This is a genomic window from Nocardia mexicana NBRC 108244 (genome assembly GCF_001613165.1).
GTDB classification, from domain to species: domain Bacteria; phylum Actinomycetota; class Actinomycetes; order Mycobacteriales; family Mycobacteriaceae; genus Nocardia; species Nocardia mexicana.
This window is the reverse complement of record NZ_BDBV01000079.1, coordinates 82,857-98,696: the sequence shown is the minus strand read 5'-3', so window position 1 is coordinate 98,696 and position 15,840 is coordinate 82,857. Positions and strand designations below refer to the sequence as shown.

The 15,840-nt window shown below is 65.3% G+C and carries 14 protein-coding genes; 4 read left to right on the top strand and 10 right to left on the bottom strand.

Annotated features, from left to right (window positions below):
- A partial coding sequence (locus NM1_RS29600; protein WP_068027221.1) for an NAD-dependent epimerase/dehydratase family protein occupies nucleotides 1-701 on the top strand: 701 nt, incomplete at its 5' end.
- A gap of 54 nt (nucleotides 702-755) precedes the next feature.
- Here the strand turns inward: NM1_RS29600 and NM1_RS41560 are convergent.
- From NM1_RS41560 to NM1_RS29585, 4 genes are all read right to left on the bottom strand, one after another.
- Complete coding sequence (locus tag NM1_RS41560; protein ID WP_084520163.1) at nucleotides 756-2,009, bottom strand: MFS transporter; 1,254 nt, start codon at nucleotides 2,007-2,009, stop codon at nucleotides 756-758.
- 214 nt (nucleotides 2,010-2,223) lie between these two features.
- Complete coding sequence (locus NM1_RS42580; protein WP_114699840.1) at nucleotides 2,224-3,492, bottom strand: phenylacetate--CoA ligase family protein; 1,269 nt, start codon at nucleotides 3,490-3,492, stop codon at nucleotides 2,224-2,226.
- Between the two features lie 252 nt (nucleotides 3,493-3,744).
- Nucleotides 3,745-4,359, bottom strand: coding sequence for a TetR/AcrR family transcriptional regulator (locus NM1_RS44830; RefSeq protein WP_068027174.1), 615 nt, complete (start codon nucleotides 4,357-4,359; stop codon nucleotides 3,745-3,747).
- Between the two features lie 35 nt (nucleotides 4,360-4,394).
- Entirely contained in the window at nucleotides 4,395-5,606 is a 1,212-nt protein-coding gene (locus tag NM1_RS29585) for an acyl-CoA dehydrogenase family protein (protein ID WP_068027171.1), read from the bottom strand.
- A gap of 313 nt (nucleotides 5,607-5,919) precedes the next feature.
- Between NM1_RS29585 and NM1_RS29580 the strand changes: the two genes are divergently transcribed.
- Entirely contained in the window at nucleotides 5,920-6,621 is a 702-nt protein-coding gene (locus NM1_RS29580) for a DUF8020 domain-containing protein (protein ID WP_068027166.1), read from the top strand.
- A 206-nt stretch (nucleotides 6,622-6,827) separates the two neighbouring features.
- The gene (locus tag NM1_RS29575) at nucleotides 6,828-8,042 is read left to right on the top strand and encodes a DUF418 domain-containing protein (RefSeq protein WP_084520162.1); all 1,215 of its coding nucleotides are present in this window, start codon (nucleotides 6,828-6,830) and stop codon (nucleotides 8,040-8,042) included.
- Nucleotides 8,043-8,160: 118 nt separating this feature from the next.
- Here NM1_RS29575 and NM1_RS29570 read toward each other — a convergent pair whose 3' ends face one another.
- The 3 genes from NM1_RS29570 to NM1_RS29560 form a co-directional block, all read right to left on the bottom strand.
- Nucleotides 8,161-9,915, bottom strand: a complete 1,755-nt coding sequence (locus NM1_RS29570) for an ABC transporter ATP-binding protein (RefSeq protein ID WP_068027163.1) — start codon at nucleotides 9,913-9,915, stop codon at nucleotides 8,161-8,163.
- A gap of 368 nt (nucleotides 9,916-10,283) precedes the next feature.
- On the bottom strand, nucleotides 10,284-11,369 hold the full coding sequence (locus tag NM1_RS29565) for a sensor histidine kinase (RefSeq protein ID WP_068027216.1): 1,086 nt from the start codon (nucleotides 11,367-11,369) through the stop codon (nucleotides 10,284-10,286).
- Nucleotides 11,369-12,037, bottom strand: coding sequence for a response regulator (locus NM1_RS29560; protein WP_068027160.1), 669 nt, complete (start codon nucleotides 12,035-12,037; stop codon nucleotides 11,369-11,371). The genes NM1_RS29565 and NM1_RS29560 overlap by 1 nt, the downstream gene beginning before the upstream one ends.
- A 558-nt stretch (nucleotides 12,038-12,595) precedes the next feature.
- On the opposite strand from NM1_RS29560, the gene NM1_RS29555 reads away from it, so the two are divergent.
- Nucleotides 12,596-12,835: a hypothetical protein gene (locus NM1_RS29555; protein WP_068027157.1), complete on the top strand. Its 240-nt coding sequence runs from the start codon at nucleotides 12,596-12,598 to the stop codon at nucleotides 12,833-12,835.
- A 70-nt stretch (nucleotides 12,836-12,905) separates the two neighbouring features.
- Here the strand turns inward: NM1_RS29555 and NM1_RS29550 are convergent, their stop codons facing one another.
- From NM1_RS29550 to NM1_RS29540, 3 genes are all read right to left on the bottom strand, one after another.
- Nucleotides 12,906-14,426 carry a flavin-containing monooxygenase gene (locus NM1_RS29550; RefSeq protein ID WP_068027156.1) on the bottom strand — a complete coding sequence of 507 codons (1,521 nt, stop codon included), beginning with the start codon at nucleotides 14,424-14,426 and terminating at the stop codon, nucleotides 12,906-12,908.
- 91 nt (nucleotides 14,427-14,517) lie between these two features.
- Nucleotides 14,518-15,129, bottom strand: coding sequence for a TetR/AcrR family transcriptional regulator (locus NM1_RS29545; RefSeq protein WP_068027153.1), 612 nt, complete (start codon nucleotides 15,127-15,129; stop codon nucleotides 14,518-14,520).
- Nucleotides 15,129-15,740, bottom strand: a complete 612-nt coding sequence (locus tag NM1_RS29540) for a TetR/AcrR family transcriptional regulator (RefSeq protein ID WP_147289126.1) — start codon at nucleotides 15,738-15,740, stop codon at nucleotides 15,129-15,131. Before NM1_RS29540 ends, NM1_RS29545 begins: the two co-directional genes overlap by 1 nt.
- Nucleotides 15,741-15,840: the final 100 nt, after the last annotated feature.

Genomic DNA, 15,840 nt, shown 5'->3' with positions numbered 1-15,840 from the left:
CGCTGTTGCGCGCTATCCGGGCCGCGCGGGTACCACGGATGATCTTCTCCGGCACCGGCTCGATGTACACCGGCGATGGCCGAACCGCGTTCGACGAGGATGCCGAAGTGCGCCCGAAGAACCCTTACGCCGCGACCAAAGCCACTGTCGACAACATGATCGCCGGTGAGTGCGGTTCCTCGCAAACGCTGGGAGCAGCGTCCCTGCGCTACTTCAATGCGTCGGGCGCTGTCCGAACCACCGATGGAAGGTACCTGGGCGAGCGTCACGAACCGGAATCGCATCTGATCCCGATCCTCCTGCAAACCGCAGGGGGACAACGAGAATCATTCACTTTGTTCGGCACCGACTACTCCGAGACGCGAGACGGAACCTGCGTACGCGACTACATCCACGTCACCGATCTCGCCTCCGCCCATCTCCTCGCCCTCGAATCGGTGCAGACCGGCAGGTTCGAGGTCTACAATTTGGGCAATGGCACCGGTTATACCAACCGAGAAGTCATAGACACCGTGAAGAAGGTGACCGGAGTGGACTTTCCTGTCGAAGTCGCCGGTCGTCGGCCCGGCGACCCTGCACTGTGCATCGCATCCAGCGAAAAGGCGCACCGCGTCTTGGGATGGAAGCCCCAACGCCCAGACCTTTTCGACATCGTCAACGACGCATGGGAGTTTCACAGGCACCGCTATGGATTGTCCTGATATCGAGGCTCGAGATCCGGCACGCGCTGCAACCACCTGATCAAACGAAACGGATCAGGTGGCGGCTCCCCGATGCAAGGACGTTGCTCGGACGCTGATAGCAGAAACCATGACGAAAAATCCCCCCAATATCAACCAGCCCGAAGGCGGTGCAGTGAATAGAGCGGCCGTGAATACTACGGGGGCGATGACGTTCGATAACTGGAAACCCAATCCAAACACCGCAAGATACTCGCCACGGTGTTCTGCCGGGCTTAGACCGTACGACAACCCCCAGGCCGCCGCCATCACCAAAAGCTCGCCAAGCGTGACGAACACGGTCGCGGCCGGTATCAGAATCCATACAACCGCACCGTCTGCGTACCAGTCGAGTAGAAACAACGCACATCCGACCGAAGTCGCAAGACCAGACAGATACTGCCGACGCGCAGCGGTACGCACGTTGTCGCAGCCTCGGCTCACGTGCACCTGAAACATCACCACCATGATCATGTTGATCAATAGCGCGACGGGAATCACGACACGCGGACCGTCGGTCATACGCAGCAGCCAGACCGGAAGAATCAGTGTCAGGAGGATCTCGCCGGTGCGCAGCATGCCATTCAAGAGCGAGACTGCAACGAATGGACGGTCCCTGATGGCCGTCCGTACTCGTCTCGATGATCCTCGGTCGGCAACCACCGACGACGTGTCAGGAATGAAGCGTGCGCTCAGCAGGGCAGCATCGACGATGAAGCTCATGGAATTCACAATGACGACGACGGCCATTGCCTGCCGCGATTGAAGCGACAAAAGAAGAGCGGACGCTCCAGTGGCGAGTCCGAGGCCAAGATTAAGCAGCGACCTCAAATATGCACTCACTGTTACGCGTGCCTCAGCCGACAGAAGCTCTCCGAGGAATCGTCCGCGACCGAGGTTTCCCATCTGAGCAGACAAACCGGTGCAGGTCGCCACCACGAGAAAGCTCGCGAAACCGCTGACGAAGAGATAGCACGCGAAGCTCACTGCCTGCCCGATTGCGCCCAATAACCATGCTGTTCTTCCACCGATCCGATCGACCGCGATACCGATCGGTACCTGTGCAAGGAGGCAAACCGCGCCGACTACCGACGCTCCTGTCGCCAATTGGCTCGGGGACAAGCCCGCGTAGATGATGAAGAACACCGCGCTACCCGCAGTGTAGAAGCCGGAGCCGATAGCGTACGTTAGTGTCTGAACGACAAGAATTCGAGGCAACTCTGCAGGCGGATGCAGGCCATGAATTGCGCTCTTCGATCGCCTGATAATCTGCTGCACAGTGATTGTCATGTTATTCCAATGATCTTTAGCAAATCAGAATGAGAACCGACTCGCACTACACACGCGAACGACAAACTTTACCTGTTCAACCACGCACGAGGCGGGGCTGCCATCTTTCGGCGGCAGCCCCGCGTGGATGGGCGAGCTTAGAAAGCTCCCGCGCCCGTGTCAGCGCCGACACCGCGCTTCAGCGATGCGATGATCTGCTCCTTCGACATTACATTCACCTCCTTCCCTTTTCCGACGGCAAAGTTCTACCGGCAACCGAGTCAATACTGGTTCGGTCCAGGAAATCCACCATTTTTCCGCTCGGTGAAACCGCAAATTCCGATCGGTCGACGAGAGACAGTTTCAGCGACACCGCTCCTGGCAGTAGGTTGGATAGACACGCGGCCAGATCCGTCGCCTGCTCCGCAACGAATGCGGGCAATGGCTCGATGTTCAATGCCAGCTGCCCGCCTTCATCAGCTACGAACTGGAAGCTTCGCACCGGATAGTTCCGGGTGAGTCGCGTCAGCGGTCCGACGGCGACTCTTACGCCGTCAGGAAGAACGAATTCATCGGTTGCCCGACCCTCAATCAAGTCCAATACCATGTGAGGGTCGCCACACGTGCATGGCGTACGACGCAGAGCGCCGGTATCGCCGGTTCGATAGCGAACGAACGGCATGGCAGTATTTGTGAAATCTGTGATCGTGATTTCACCGATCTCCCCGTCCGGTACTCTTGAGCCCGAGGTGTCGAGTATCTCGACGTACAGACTCTCGTCCGTCATGTGGTACATGCCACAAGCAGGATGCTGGGCGGCGACCGTGCCAAACTCTTTCAGTCCATAACTGTCATACAAAGGTGCATTGAGCGCGGATTCCAGATCTTGACGGACCCCCGGCTCCAGCGTCTCACCGAAAGTCAGGATCGCCTCGACGTCGTCGATAGACTCACCGTTCTCGGCGAGCAGTCTCACGAACCTTCGCAAATAGGAAGGATGGCCAGCCACCACTTGGGGAGCGAAGTCCCGCGACCGCCGTGCGAGTTCAGCCCTCCGCTGTGCATCAGCTACTTCACCGAACTGAACAACCCGCGTCAGCCGTTCTGCTGGTACGGTATGCTCGAACCAATCGGTCAGCCAATCTTGACTCGGTCGGATAACGCGACCACCGAACGGGATGCCCCACCTGATGTCCCTGATCCAGCCAAGTGCATGGCCGTCGACCATCTGCTCTCTGGTGCGTATGAATTTGAACGGTTGGCCGGAGGTACCCGACGTTGTAATCAGTCGACATTCCGACAAGGTGACATCATCATTGCAGTGATCGAGAAAGTCGTCCCGGATATCTGTCTTGCACACAGGTCGGAACGACAGTAACATCTCATCGATATCCGCCCTCTGATCGTACTCGATGCCACGATAAGCGGGTACAGCCTTTACAATATGCTTGAGCAGACGGAGACATCTGCGAGCACGATAGTTTGCCAGCCATTCCGCTGTCATCTCCGTCGATCGATAGTGTTCGTACCTTTCGTGTATACGTGCGAACCAAACGGCCTGATCGAACTCGGATGCACGCAGGGCGAACGCCTGGATGGAGTTGTACGGGTTGGTCTCCGTGCGACTTCTCTGACGGACTGGAGCGCGAGATCCGTAATCGCTTGCCCATGTTTTGCGTGTCCTGCCGGGGGCACTGGAGGGAACATCGTTCGCGCAGGTCGGACACGACGCTCGAATCGCGAAGGAGTCGCGGTGTCAGCGATGTCCCACTGCGTGGGTGATCAGTTGGAGGACATCTTCGGAGCCTGTCGATCTCGGCAGGGCGTCGCCCTCGACGCGTTCCAGCGTTGCCAGTCCGTGGGCGGATCCCCAGCACGCCACGGCGAGGATGCGTGGTTCGACACCGGCGCCCCAGCCTTTTTCGCATTCGGCCGACACAACCGCGAGCAGCAGCTTCCACATGCGCTGCCGGGCGTCGGTCAGCGCTTCGGCGTGTCGATCGACCAGGCCGGATCCGAACATGAGACCGAACTGAGCCGGTCGGTCTCTGGCGAACTCGACGTACACCTGACCGAGTGCAGCCACCGGCGTGCCGATCGGCATGGGCACCTCGGCCGGTTCCAGGGCCCGCCGAGAACGCCGGACGAGTTCTTCGAACCCGTTGACCGCAATTTCGGTGAACAACGATGTCCGATCGGGAAAGTAGTGCGCAATTCCTTGGTGCGTGATTCCGACCCGGCGTGCGATTGATCGCAGGCTCGCTCGCTCCGATCCCACCTCGGTCAGTTCGTCGATGGCGGCGCGCAGCACTCGCTCCCGCGCGCCCGATCGAGTAGCGGTATCCGCGCGGTGAGCAACGTCATCGGGCATGAGGGAAGTATGGACCACGCCCGCTCATCGGGTGGTCATCGGATGTGGACGCCGGACAGTGCGCGCGAAATGACGAGCCGCTGGATCTCGGACGTGCCCTCGAAGATCGTGTATATCTTCGCGTCGCGGTAGAACCGCTCGACAGGGTGATCGCGGCTGTAACCGGCGCCACCCAGGATCTGGACCGCGCGCTCGGCCGCCCACACCGCCACCTCGCTCGCCTTCAGCTTGGACATCGATCCCTCCCCACCGGCGAACGGTTGCCCGTTTCGTCCCATCCACGCGGCTCGATGGACGAGCAGCCGGGCCGCGTCGATCTCGGTACGCATATCGGCAAGAGTGAAGGCAATCGCTTGGTTTTCGATGATCGGGCGCCCGAACGCCACCCTGTTCTTGGCGTAATCCAGCGCGTAATCGTAGGACGCGCGAGCAATGCCCAATGCCTGGGCGCCGACGATCGGGCGAGTCAATTCGAACGTCTGCATCGCGTTCTGCGTGCTGGTTCGAGTGCCTTCGCGTGCCCGCGCCAGGCGCTCTCGGAGTTTGTCTCGCCCTCCGAGCAGGCATCGGCCCGGCACTCGGACCTCGTCGAAGAACACATCGGCCGTATGAGATGCCTTCAGCCCCAGCTTCTTGATCTTCCGAGTGCTCTGAATGCCCGATATGCCTTCGGGAATGATGAATGTGGCCTGCCCGCGCGCCTTCAGCTCCGGCTCCACCGCCGCGACAACGACATGCGTCGACGCGATGCCGCCATTGGTGATCCACGCCTTCTGTCCATTGATGACCCACTCGTCGGTGCGTTCGTCGTACCGGGCACGGGTCCGCAGATTCGACACATCCGACCCCGCCTCCGGCTCGGAGACACAAAAGGCCGCGACCTGCGGCTCGGCGGCATCGCCATACATCTGCGGCGCCCACTCCGCGATCTGATCACCGGTGCCCGCCGACAACAGACCACCCACAGCGAGGTTGGTGCCGAACATGACCATCGCAGTACCGGCATCGCCCCAGAACAACTCCTCGGCCAGCAGCGACAACGACAATCCGGAAGGATCACCCGACATCTGAGCCATCGCATCCCAGCTGTACAAGCCGATCTTCGCAGCCTCCTCCACCACGCCCCACGGCACTTCCTCGCGCTCGTCCGCATCTTCCGCGGCGGGCCGCATGACCTCGGTGGCGAATCGGCGCGACCAATCGATCAGATCGCGCTGATCATCGGAGAGCTGCATCGAGAACGTCATTTCCAGACCCTTCCCTGCCAGTGGCAGTTTCGACTGAGAGCCGAGCCTAGACGGCACTACCTGCCACTGGCAAGTAGCGCGCTTTCGACGGCGAAGGTGCCCAGCTGCCGCCCCAGGGCCGAATTCGCTCGCAAATGGGCGATCGATCGATTTTCCGACAGTTGGGGGATAGCGGACCGCTAGTCGGCGGATAGCGGAGCGATCATTCGCGCCCGAATACTTGCCGGACGCCGTAGGTCCTCTCGAACAGGTCGTCCCGAACCAGAAATAACGTCACCGGCCTGCCCGAGAGCACGTTGAATGAGGGAAATTGATGAGGAAAACCACTACCGCCGGGGCACTGTTCGCCAGCTGCCTGGCCGCCACGGCCGGAATCGCGGGCGCCGCGCCCACCGATGCCGAGGCTGTGCATTACACGACGACGACAAACCGAGAGTCGACGATCATTTCGACCGACGCGGGAGCAATGGCCGTCGAGGACGGCGTTTTCAAGATCAAGGCATCGAACGGAGCGGTGCTGGCCGGTACGGAACTGTCGTTCCGCGTGGACGACTTCGTGTTCCCGATCGCCACCGAGATTCACGACCGGACCGCCACTTTGACTCCCCGGTTCGATCTCGCCCACGCCACCTACCAGCCGGTGGCCCTGCCGTACGAGGATCAGGCCCCGTTCAAAACCCCCTACGATCGCGAACTGGCCGCCTGGTCTCGCATGACCAGCACCATCAGCGCGGGCGCCACGATCGGAACGCTGGTCGGCGGGATCGCCGGCGGCGCCGTGGGCTGCGTGCTCGGTGGTATCGCGGGCGCGACCGTCGCCGCCGCCACCATCGTCGGCATGTTCGGCCCGTTCGTCCCCGCCGCGGTGGTCGGCTGCCTCGGCGGCATCGTCGCCATCGGCGCCCTGGGCACCCTGGCCGGACAGATCCTGGTCACCGCCCCCGTGGCCATCCTGGCCGCAGCGCAATACTTCACCACGATCAACCAGCCGTTCGTCCCGGCACCGGGCAAGTGACAAACAGGGCGGGCCCGCAATGCCGCCCAGCGGCTCATCCCGGTAGCGGCTGAGTTCTTTTCCGAGGGGTGGCACCGCGGTGTCACCCCTCGGACTGTTCCGAAAGTTGTCGCCCGCGTTGACAGACCAGATTCCGCCGATCGGCGGGGCGGAAACCGAAACCTGCCGGATGGTCCACCGCCCGCCGCGACGGCGACATTGTCCGTATGACCTCGACGAAGCCGCAGGAGACACCTCCGCAGCCCGCACCGACGCCCGCAGACACCACGCCGGGTCCCTCGACAGCGCGGCTGGTCGGGGTGGACCTGGCCCGGGCGCTGGCGGTGTTCGGCATGTACACCGTGCACGTCGGTCCCCCGCTGTCGGCCACCGACGGAGTCGGCAGCTGGATTCGGTACCTGGCCGACGGCCACTCCTCGGTGCTGTTCGCCACCCTCGCCGGGTTTTCACTCCTGCTGATCGCCGGGAGGCGGAACCCGAAGACCGGTCTGGCGGGCCGGCAGGCGAAAGCCCGGATCGCGATCCGCGCCCTGGTCCTCATCACGGTGGGCACCGCGATGACGATGGTCTACGGGGACGTGGTGATCCTGGCCTTCTACGGGGTCTTCTTCCTACTGGCCCTGCCGCTGGTCCGGCTGAGTGCCAAGACACTCGCGATCATCGCGGCCGCGCTCGCGCTCATCACCCCGCAGCTGGCGTTCCTGCTGAAATGGGCCCTGACCGATTCGATCCAGCAGAGCATCAACGCCTACGACCCGCTCGAAAAGCTCAGCAATGTAGGCGTTCTCGATCTGCTGCTCACCGGCATGTACCCGACCATCACCTGGATGCCGTTCGTCATCGCCGGCATGGCGCTGGCCCGACTCGACGTGGCCGCCACCGCGGTGCGGGTGCGCGTGGCCGCACTCGGCGCCACCCTCACCTTGCTCGCTTACGGCATGTCCCGGCTGCTGGGCGGCCCGGAGGCGCTGAAGAGTATGGCGGAGTCCATGCCACCCTCCACAGGTAGCGCGCCCGGGGCGGGCAGCGCGTTCCCCTCCCAGGGGGCGTCGTCGCTGTTGCTGGCCGGACCGCACAGCGGCACGACCTTCGACATCATCGGCAGCGTGGGCGTCGCGATCCTCGTGATCGTGGGCGCGACGGCGGCAATGGACCGGCTGCCGTGGCTGCGCCGCCTGGCGGCGCCGCTCATCGCCGTGGGCGCCATGTCCCTGACCGCCTACGTCGGCCACTTCGTCGCCATGTCCGCGCTGTCCATGCCCGCCGGTCCCGACGGCGACAGTCAGACCTCCTGGGCGCCACTGCTCGTGCTGATCCTCGTAGTCACCGTGTTCGCTACGATCTGGTCCCGTTACTTCCGCCGCGGACCTCTGGAGTACCTGCTCAACATCGCCACCAAGCCCGCGAAATACATCCGCTGACCTTCCCCTGACCGGGTGACACGCCGCACGCGTCACCCGGCCTGCTCGTCGTTCAGGATGTTGAATGCCAACAGCCCGAACACGATCGAGTTCGTCCCGCAGGGCCGACCCGCCTACCTCAGCGGACCGCGGCGCGTTCCTCGATCCGCAACGCGCTCACCAGCTCGCGGTACAGCTCATCGGTTTCCACCAGCTCGGCATGCGAGCCCTGGGCGCGGATACGGCCGTCCTGCAGCACCACGATGTGGTCGGCGTCGACGACCGTCGAAAGTCGGTGCGCCACAGTGATTACGGCGCCCACCCGCGCCCGCTGACGGATGCACTCGTGAATCGCGGCTTCGGTGATGCCGTCGGCGTGGGCGGTCGCCTCGTCGAGCAGCAGTACGTCGGGTGCGCCGAGCAGCGCCCGCGCGACGGCGATGCGCTGGCGTTGGCCGCTGGAGACCGACGACGAACTCAGCGGCGTGTCCAGACCGTATTCCTGTGCGGCGATCACCTCCTGCAGCCGGGTCGCCCGCACGACCGTGGCGAGGTCCTCCTCGGAGGCCTCGGGGCAGGAGTAGAGCAGGTTCTCCCGGATGGTTCCCGGGACCACCGGGGTGTCCTGTTCGACGTAGGCCAGTCGCGCCCGCACCCCGGCATGCCCGTAGTCGGCGTACGGCCGCCCGTGCAACGTCAGCGTGCCCTGCCGCGGTTCCAGGAAACGCATGATCAGCGACAGCAGCGTGGTCTTACCCGACCCGGACGGGCCCACGACCGCGATATGCCCGCGCCCCGGCACGACCAGATCGATATTTCGCAGGGCGGGAGCTTCTCGGCCTTCGTAACCGGCTGTGACACCGCGTAATTCGAGCACCGGGTCCGTACCGGAGGTGGTTGGCCACTCGGTTCCGGTTGCGGCGGAGTCGGTTTCGATCTCCAGCTGTTCCATCTCGCGGATGCGGCCCGCCGCCGCGATACCGCGTTGCAGCTCCATCACCTGTTGCCCGAGCCCGGTGACCGGCTCGATCAGCGCGAACGCGTACAGCAGGAACGCGACCAGGCTGGACAACGCGAGCGCGCCGTGCCCGACCCGCCACGCGCCGAAGGCGAGGATCACGACGATCGCGACCTCCACACCCGTCCACGTGATCCCCGACGCGATCGCCTCCCGGCGCACCGCCCGCAGGGCATGCTCGGTCGACGTCCGGGCGTCGGCGATGATGCGCTCGGACTGGCGCTGCTCGGCACGGCCGGCCTTCACCGTGCGAATCGCGTGCAACGCCCCTTCCAAGGCGCCACCGACCAGGCCCAAACGCTGCTGCGCCCGCTGGCGCTCGGTCGCCACACCCGGCATCAACGCCAGGAACAGCACACCCACTGCGGCCACGGCCACGAGCGTGGCCGCGAACAGCGTCAGGTCCAGCACAGCCATCATCACCAGCGTGCCGACCAGCATCACCGTGCCGTTGACCAAACCGATCAGACTCGACGACGTCGCCTCGTGTAACAGCACCGTGTCGGAGGTGACCCGGGTAACCAGCTCACCCACCGGCCGACGAGTCAGCGACGGTATCGTCGCCCGAAAGTACCTGTGCACCAGAGATTTCCGTGCGTCGAGCACCACGCGTTCCCCGACCGTGCCCAGCAGAATCCACTCGAAGCACAGCACCGACGCGCTGAACACCGACAGCGCCAGCAGCGTCGCCACAGGGGTCACCAGCGAGGCGCCCGACCCCACCGCGTCGAGCACCCACTTCGTGATCATGGGCGTCGCCAGACCCGCGGCAGCGCTCAGCACCGCGAGCACGCACCCGACGGCGAGCGCGCCACGATGCGGAGCGACGAACGACCACAGCACACGAAGCCGCCCGAAATGCGGCGAACTATCCATATCCTCGACCGTAAGTTCCCCGCAGCCGCACTCACACGGCACTAGCGAACTTCCAGCCATTCGACCGGGGAGATCCAGCCACCCGGCGGGACCTGTCCGCCATCCGGCGATCCCGGTCGCCGCTGCCGCGGTGATCGCCGGTGCCGACGGGTATCCGCGGTGAGGGGTAGGGCCACGGATACCCGTCGTCTCCGCGTCGGGCGCGGCCTGCCACCGCCGTCCGGTAGCGGTGGCGCGCGCTGTGCCTGACTCACAGCGCACCTCCGATTCTGCAGACTCGATATCCGCGGAGGAACCCGCCGGGTGGTGGTATCAACCCCTGCCGATGGAGGGGTAAGCAACGCACGGGTGCCGACACTGCTGATGATTCAGCCGCGCGGCAGCCGCAGTTCGACGCGGAACCCACCGTCGTCGGTGCGACCGCAGTCCAGCTGTCCATCCAGCAGTTCCGCACGCTCGGCCAGCCCGATGAGACCGTGGCCCGATCCGGGCAGCGGGATCGCGGTCCGAGTGGGCGGCGTGTTGGCGATGACCACACCGAGCCGGTCCGCCTCGGCGAACAGGCGGACTTCGGCGGTGGCGCCGGAGGCGTGCTTGCGGACATTGGTCAGCGCTTCCTGGACCGTGCGGTAGATCGCGCGCTGTGCCGCGCCGGTGATGTCGGCGGGCAGGGTGCCGGTCAATTCCACGGGCAGACCGCTGGATTCGATGAGTGTGTGCAGGTCGGCCAGCGTCGGCTGGGGTGTGAGCTCGGTGCTGCTGCCGCCCGATGCCCGCAGCAGCGTCACCAGATGCCGCAGTTCCTCGAGGGTGGTGACACTCAGTTCCCGGATCGTGCGTGCCGCATCCCGAGTGCCGGAATCGGGTGCGGCGACCATCAGCGCCCCGGCCCGCACGGCGATCAGGCTGACCTGATGGGAGACGACATCGTGCATCTCCCGGCCGATCTGCGCCCGTTCGCGGGCCAGCACGGCCTGCGCGTGCAACCGGCGTTCGTGATCACGCGCCTGCTCGATCTCCACCAGCCGCTGGGCGAGTTCGTCTCGTGCGCGCACCAATTGGCCGAAGAAGACCGGTGCGACGGCCGTCCCCACCGCGTACGCGGTATAGGCGATGGCGTCGGTGCGGAAGGGCTCCATGAACGGGCTCGGCACCGCTATGGCGACGGCGACCATGGCCGCGCAACCCAGCGGCACCATCCGATCGGCGGACTGCTTGGCCACGGTGTAGAGGGCGATGGCGGGCGCGACGACGATTTCGGTCAGCGCCGCCGCCGGCAGCGTCAACACGAACGCGAGCAACGGCCACCGCCGTCGGAAAACCAGTGCGGCACAGGCGATCACGGCCATTACAAGATCTTCGGGCTCGAGATGAGCACTGCCCAGCCAGGCGTCGACCACCGCGATCGCCACCAGTGCGGCGTCGATCAGCCACTGTGGTGGCCGCCGCGGCATCATCGCCCCTCGGGTGACCCGGTGAGCAGTCCGGCGCGCTGCGCCACCAGCGCCGCCTGCACGCGGCTACCGACCCTCAACTTGGTCAGGATCGCACTGACATGATCCTTGACCGTTCCCACGCTCAGAAAAATCCGCTGGCCGATCTCCGCGTTGGACAACCCCTCGGCCAGCAGCACGAGCACCTCGCGTTCCCGGCCGGTGAGAGCATCGACCCGCGCGACCTCGGCGTCGGTGGCGGCCATCCGGCCCAGCGCGTTGTCCGCGTGCAGCAATGTCGCGGCCGCCTTCGGCGACATGACCACTCCCCCGGCCGCCAGCGTGCGCACCAACTGCGGCAGCTGGTCCGGCTCGGTGTCCTTCAACAAAAAGCCCGCCGCACCGGAACGCAGTGCGGTGACGATGTATTCGTCGGTGTCGAAGGTCGTCAGCATGGCCACCACCGGCGGTGCGCTCATCGCCCGCACCTCGCGCAGCACGGCCAGCCCGTCCACCTCCGGCATCCGGATATCCAGCAGCACCACATCCGGACGCTGCGCACCGATCAGCTCGACCGCCCCGCCACCCGCACTCGTCCCCGCCACCTCGATATCGGGCGCCGAACCCAAGATCAGCTCGAATCCGGAACGCACCAACGCCTCGTCATCGACGATCACCACCCGAATCATGAATGACCTGCTTCGCTGTCGTATCGAATTTGCCCGTCATGTGCTGACCACGCACGACGGTACAACCCCAGGTTCATCAAAGACGGCGGTCTCGGCAACGCGCCGAGTGGCGATCGAATCCAGCCGACAGACGGATAGTTCCAGCCACTCGGCGGATTGCTACCCGTATGGGCCGGTGCGTGATCGTGAACCGAGGAGGAACGTCGCGATCACGCACCGGTTCCGGCGACGGCAGACCGCCGGGATCCGCTTTCGGGCGATGGTCACCCGAGGCGGTGTGGATCGAGCATCAACCGTCCGGCTACCCGGTCCGAACACCATGGTCGACCCACCGCACCGAGCCTAGGAAAACACCGGGAACACGACATCCCCCAACAGACCGAAACACGGCCCGCCGTGCAGCCCCGTACCGGACCGGTCGATTCGTCGAAACCAGCCGTTCGGTCGGTGGTTCCCCCTATTCGGCGGATCGACGTCGACAGGGAAATCCGGCGAGTATCGACATGAGGGGCGGAACAACGAAACCCTCAATATGGAATCGACAGAGAGCGACAGTGCATGAAAACCATAACGAGCAGAACGAAGAAAGTCGTCGCCGGGGGAATCCTCGTACTCGGCACCACCGTGGCCGCAATGTCGTTCGCGCCCTCGGCCACCGCACAACCCGTCCCGGTAACACCTCAGAACCAGACCGGCGGCGTGTCCTGGGAAGACGACTGGGACGAGGACTGGGACGACGAGGGGGACGGCCCCTGGGGTGTCCCGACCGGCTCCGCCGGCTCGTCAACCCTCAGCTGAACCCGGGGTGAACAGGCCGGTGGCGCATCCGGTGCGAGATCACCTGCCGGAGACGGCGTGTCGAGTCGAGTCACGAACCCACCTGCTCGGGGATCCCCGTGCGGTACCGGTAGTGATCGAGGTCGAAATTCCTTGCGCGCCACCATGCTTCGGCCATGGTCGAGGGGCGCAGCAGAGGGGCGTCACCGTGCCTGTCGAAGTAGTAGCTGTTGGAGGTGGCACAGTTGTTGGAGAAGAACACGGTGTTGCGCATGCGGCGCAGAATCTGCCGGAAGTACTCGTCGTGGTGCTCGCGCCGGATCTCGGCGCTGGCCGCACCCCGGCGGCGCGTCTCGGTGATGACCCGAATGGCATGCGTGACTTGATATTCGATCATGAACAGCCACGACGTGCCGATCACCGAGTACGGGGCGAAGGTGTGGAACAGGTTGGGGAAGCCCGGCACGGTGTTGCCCTCGTAGGCCTGCAGCCGCTGCTCCTCCCAGAACTTGCCCAGGTCCCGACCGCCGCGGCCGACGGTCGGCACCCGCGGCATGTTCTCCGCCTCGGTCACCAGGAATCCGGTCGCGCAGACGATGGCGTCGAGCTCGCGGTGCACCCCGTCGGCGGTGCGGATACCCGTGGCGGTGACCTGTTCGATGGGAGAGGTCACCAGGTCGGCCCGGCCTTCCCCGAACGCGCGCAGGTATTCGTTGGACATCGAGGGCCGTTTGCAGCCGAAGCCGTAGCGCGGCGTCAGCTGCTCACGCAGTCGCGGATCGGGCACCTGGGTGCGGATATAGAGCCGTCCGAGCGCCTCCACGATGTTCGTCAGCAGCTTCAACTGCCGGTTGTACACCGCGCCCAGCGTCATCAGCACCTCGGCGGCGGCGGACACCAGCAGATACAGCGCGGTATGCAGCGGCGGAATCCGTTCCAGCGCAAGGCGCAGCGGGCGCGGGATCGGCACGTCGGCCTTGGGCATCACCCAGATCGGCGTGCGCTGGTACACATAGGTTTTCCCGGCGTTGTCGGCCAGCCACGGTGCGATCTGGATGCCGCTGGCCCCGGTGCCGATGAGGGCGATCCGGCGCCCGGCCACCTCCAGATCGTCGCGCCAGCGCGCGGAATGCACGACCGGGCCCTGGAACGAGGAGAGCCCGGGGATGTCGGGCATCTTCGGCTCGATGAGCCCGCCCAGCGCCGAGATCACGTACCGGGCGGTGCGCACACCGTGCGAGGTGTGCACCCGCCACCACTGCCGGTCCTCGTCGAATTCCAGCCGTTCCACCACGGTGCCGAACCGGATGCGCCGGCGCAGCCGGTATTTGTCGGCGACGTGATCGGCGTAGCGGCGGATCTCCTCGCCCGGCGCGTAAACCCGTGACCACCCCGAGTACATCTCGAACGAGAACTGGTACGCCATCGACGGGACATCCACGGCCACATTGGGATACACGTTGTCGCGCCAGGTGCCGCCGATGGAGTCGGTGCCCTCGATGATCAGAAAGTCCTCGATGCCGGCCCGGGTGAGCATCGCGCCCGCGCCGAGTCCCGCGAATCCCCCACCCAGGACGGCCACCTCGTGCTCGGGCGAAGCTTCTGCTGTCATGAACGCTCCTACTTACGGCAGTGTCATATTGACGGTAGATCGAGCGGCAGTTCCGGTCAACAGGGGTCAGCGCGCCGGTGCGCGGGATCGGTCAGTGCGGCCAGGTCCGGGTGACACGGCCGGCCAGCGCGGAAAGCACCGCGGTGAGGCGTTCCGGCGGGAAGCGGCCGGGGTCGTCGAGGACGAGTCGGGCGGCGGCCTCGGCGCCGGCGATGAACGACAGCGCGAGCAGCTCGGAGTCGGCGCCCGGGCCACCGAACGGTGCGGGCAGCGACCGGATGGCGAAACGTAGCTGTTCGAGAACCATGCGGCGGACCGCGTCGATATCGTCGCGGACCTGCTGCGGTGCGCCCACCGGTGAGATGAGGATGAGCCGCCAGGTGCGCGGCGCCTGCGTCACCGCGTCGAAGTATTCGCGCAGCAGGGCCTCCGACAGCTGCCGCGGATCCTCGACCTCGGCCGCGGCGGAGGTGCATCGGACCACCAGCTCGACGGCCTTCTGGTGTTCGCGGGCGACCAGGTCGGCGAGCAGCTGTTCGTGATCGCGGTAGTACTCGTAGAGCGCCGGGCGGGTCACGCCCAACGTGCGGGCGATGGACTGCATCGTGCAACCCGGATATCCCTGCGCGATCACCAGATCCAGTGCGGTGTCGAGGATTTCGTCGCGGCGCTGCCTGGCGCTCGGGCGTACCCTTCGCGCCATCACGGTCCGCCGGGGTCGTCCGCCAGCGTCCGGCCGGCCGCGCGGATGGTGGTGGTGTAGAAGTCCACGATGCGTTCGGGCGGATAGCGGCCCGGATCCTCGAGCACCAGGCGGCTGGCCATCTCGGCGAATCCGATCACCAGCTGCGAGGCCACCTCGATATCCAGGTCGGCGGGCGCCTGACCGGTGCCGGCGAGTCTGGACTGCAGCGCCGCGAGCCGGGTGCGGACGGCCTCGCGGTTGGCGGCGATCCACTCCCGCACGTCGCGCGGCAGGCCCTCGGCCGCGGAGAAGACAAGCCGCCAGGTGTCGGGGTGGCGCACGACCAGGGCCAGGAAGTTACCGACGATGGAGTCGAGGTCGAAATCCTCTGCGTGCTCGGCGATCTCGGGCGGGAACACCGAGTCGATCTGCTCGGCGACGCGCCGCCCCTCGCGCTCGAGCAACGCGAGCAGCAGGTCGTCCACGCTCGGGAAAGCGTCGTAGAAGACCGGTCGGGTGACCTCGGCCCGCCGAGTGACGGCCATGACGCTGACCGATTGGAAACCGGACTCCGCGATCATTCGCATCGCGACGTCCATCAGTTGCTCGCGGCGTTCCGGAAGTGGCAACCGGGGTGCATATCGCCGCTTGGCGCGAGTGTTCCGCCCCGCCGTCACGGCCACCTCTTCCGAGTCGAGTCCACGGGCCCCACATGGACAACGGCTACCT

Excerpts from the sequence above, each read along its gene's own strand:
- NM1_RS41560 (WP_084520163.1), bottom strand. The coding sequence starts at position 2,009 with ATGACAATCACTGTGCAGCAGATTATCAGGCGATCGAAGAGCGCAATT.
- NM1_RS42580 (WP_114699840.1), bottom strand. The coding sequence starts at position 3,492 with ATGACAGCGGAATGGCTGGCAAACTATCGTGCTCGCAGATGTCTCCGT.
- NM1_RS44830 (WP_068027174.1), bottom strand. The coding sequence starts at position 4,359 with ATGCCCGATGACGTTGCTCACCGCGCGGATACCGCTACTCGATCGGGC.
- NM1_RS29585 (WP_068027171.1), bottom strand. The coding sequence starts at position 5,606 with ATGACGTTCTCGATGCAGCTCTCCGATGATCAGCGCGATCTGATCGAT.
- NM1_RS29580 (WP_068027166.1), top strand. The coding sequence starts at position 5,920 with ATGAGGAAAACCACTACCGCCGGGGCACTGTTCGCCAGCTGCCTGGCC.
- NM1_RS29575 (WP_084520162.1), top strand. The coding sequence starts at position 6,828 with ATGACCTCGACGAAGCCGCAGGAGACACCTCCGCAGCCCGCACCGACG.
- NM1_RS29570 (WP_068027163.1), bottom strand. The coding sequence starts at position 9,915 with ATGGATAGTTCGCCGCATTTCGGGCGGCTTCGTGTGCTGTGGTCGTTC.
- NM1_RS29565 (WP_068027216.1), bottom strand. The coding sequence starts at position 11,369 with ATGCCGCGGCGGCCACCACAGTGGCTGATCGACGCCGCACTGGTGGCG.
- NM1_RS29560 (WP_068027160.1), bottom strand. The coding sequence starts at position 12,037 with ATGATTCGGGTGGTGATCGTCGATGACGAGGCGTTGGTGCGTTCCGGA.
- NM1_RS29555 (WP_068027157.1), top strand. The coding sequence starts at position 12,596 with ATGAAAACCATAACGAGCAGAACGAAGAAAGTCGTCGCCGGGGGAATC.
- NM1_RS29550 (WP_068027156.1), bottom strand. The coding sequence starts at position 14,426 with ATGACAGCAGAAGCTTCGCCCGAGCACGAGGTGGCCGTCCTGGGTGGG.
- NM1_RS29545 (WP_068027153.1), bottom strand. The coding sequence starts at position 15,129 with ATGGCGCGAAGGGTACGCCCGAGCGCCAGGCAGCGCCGCGACGAAATC.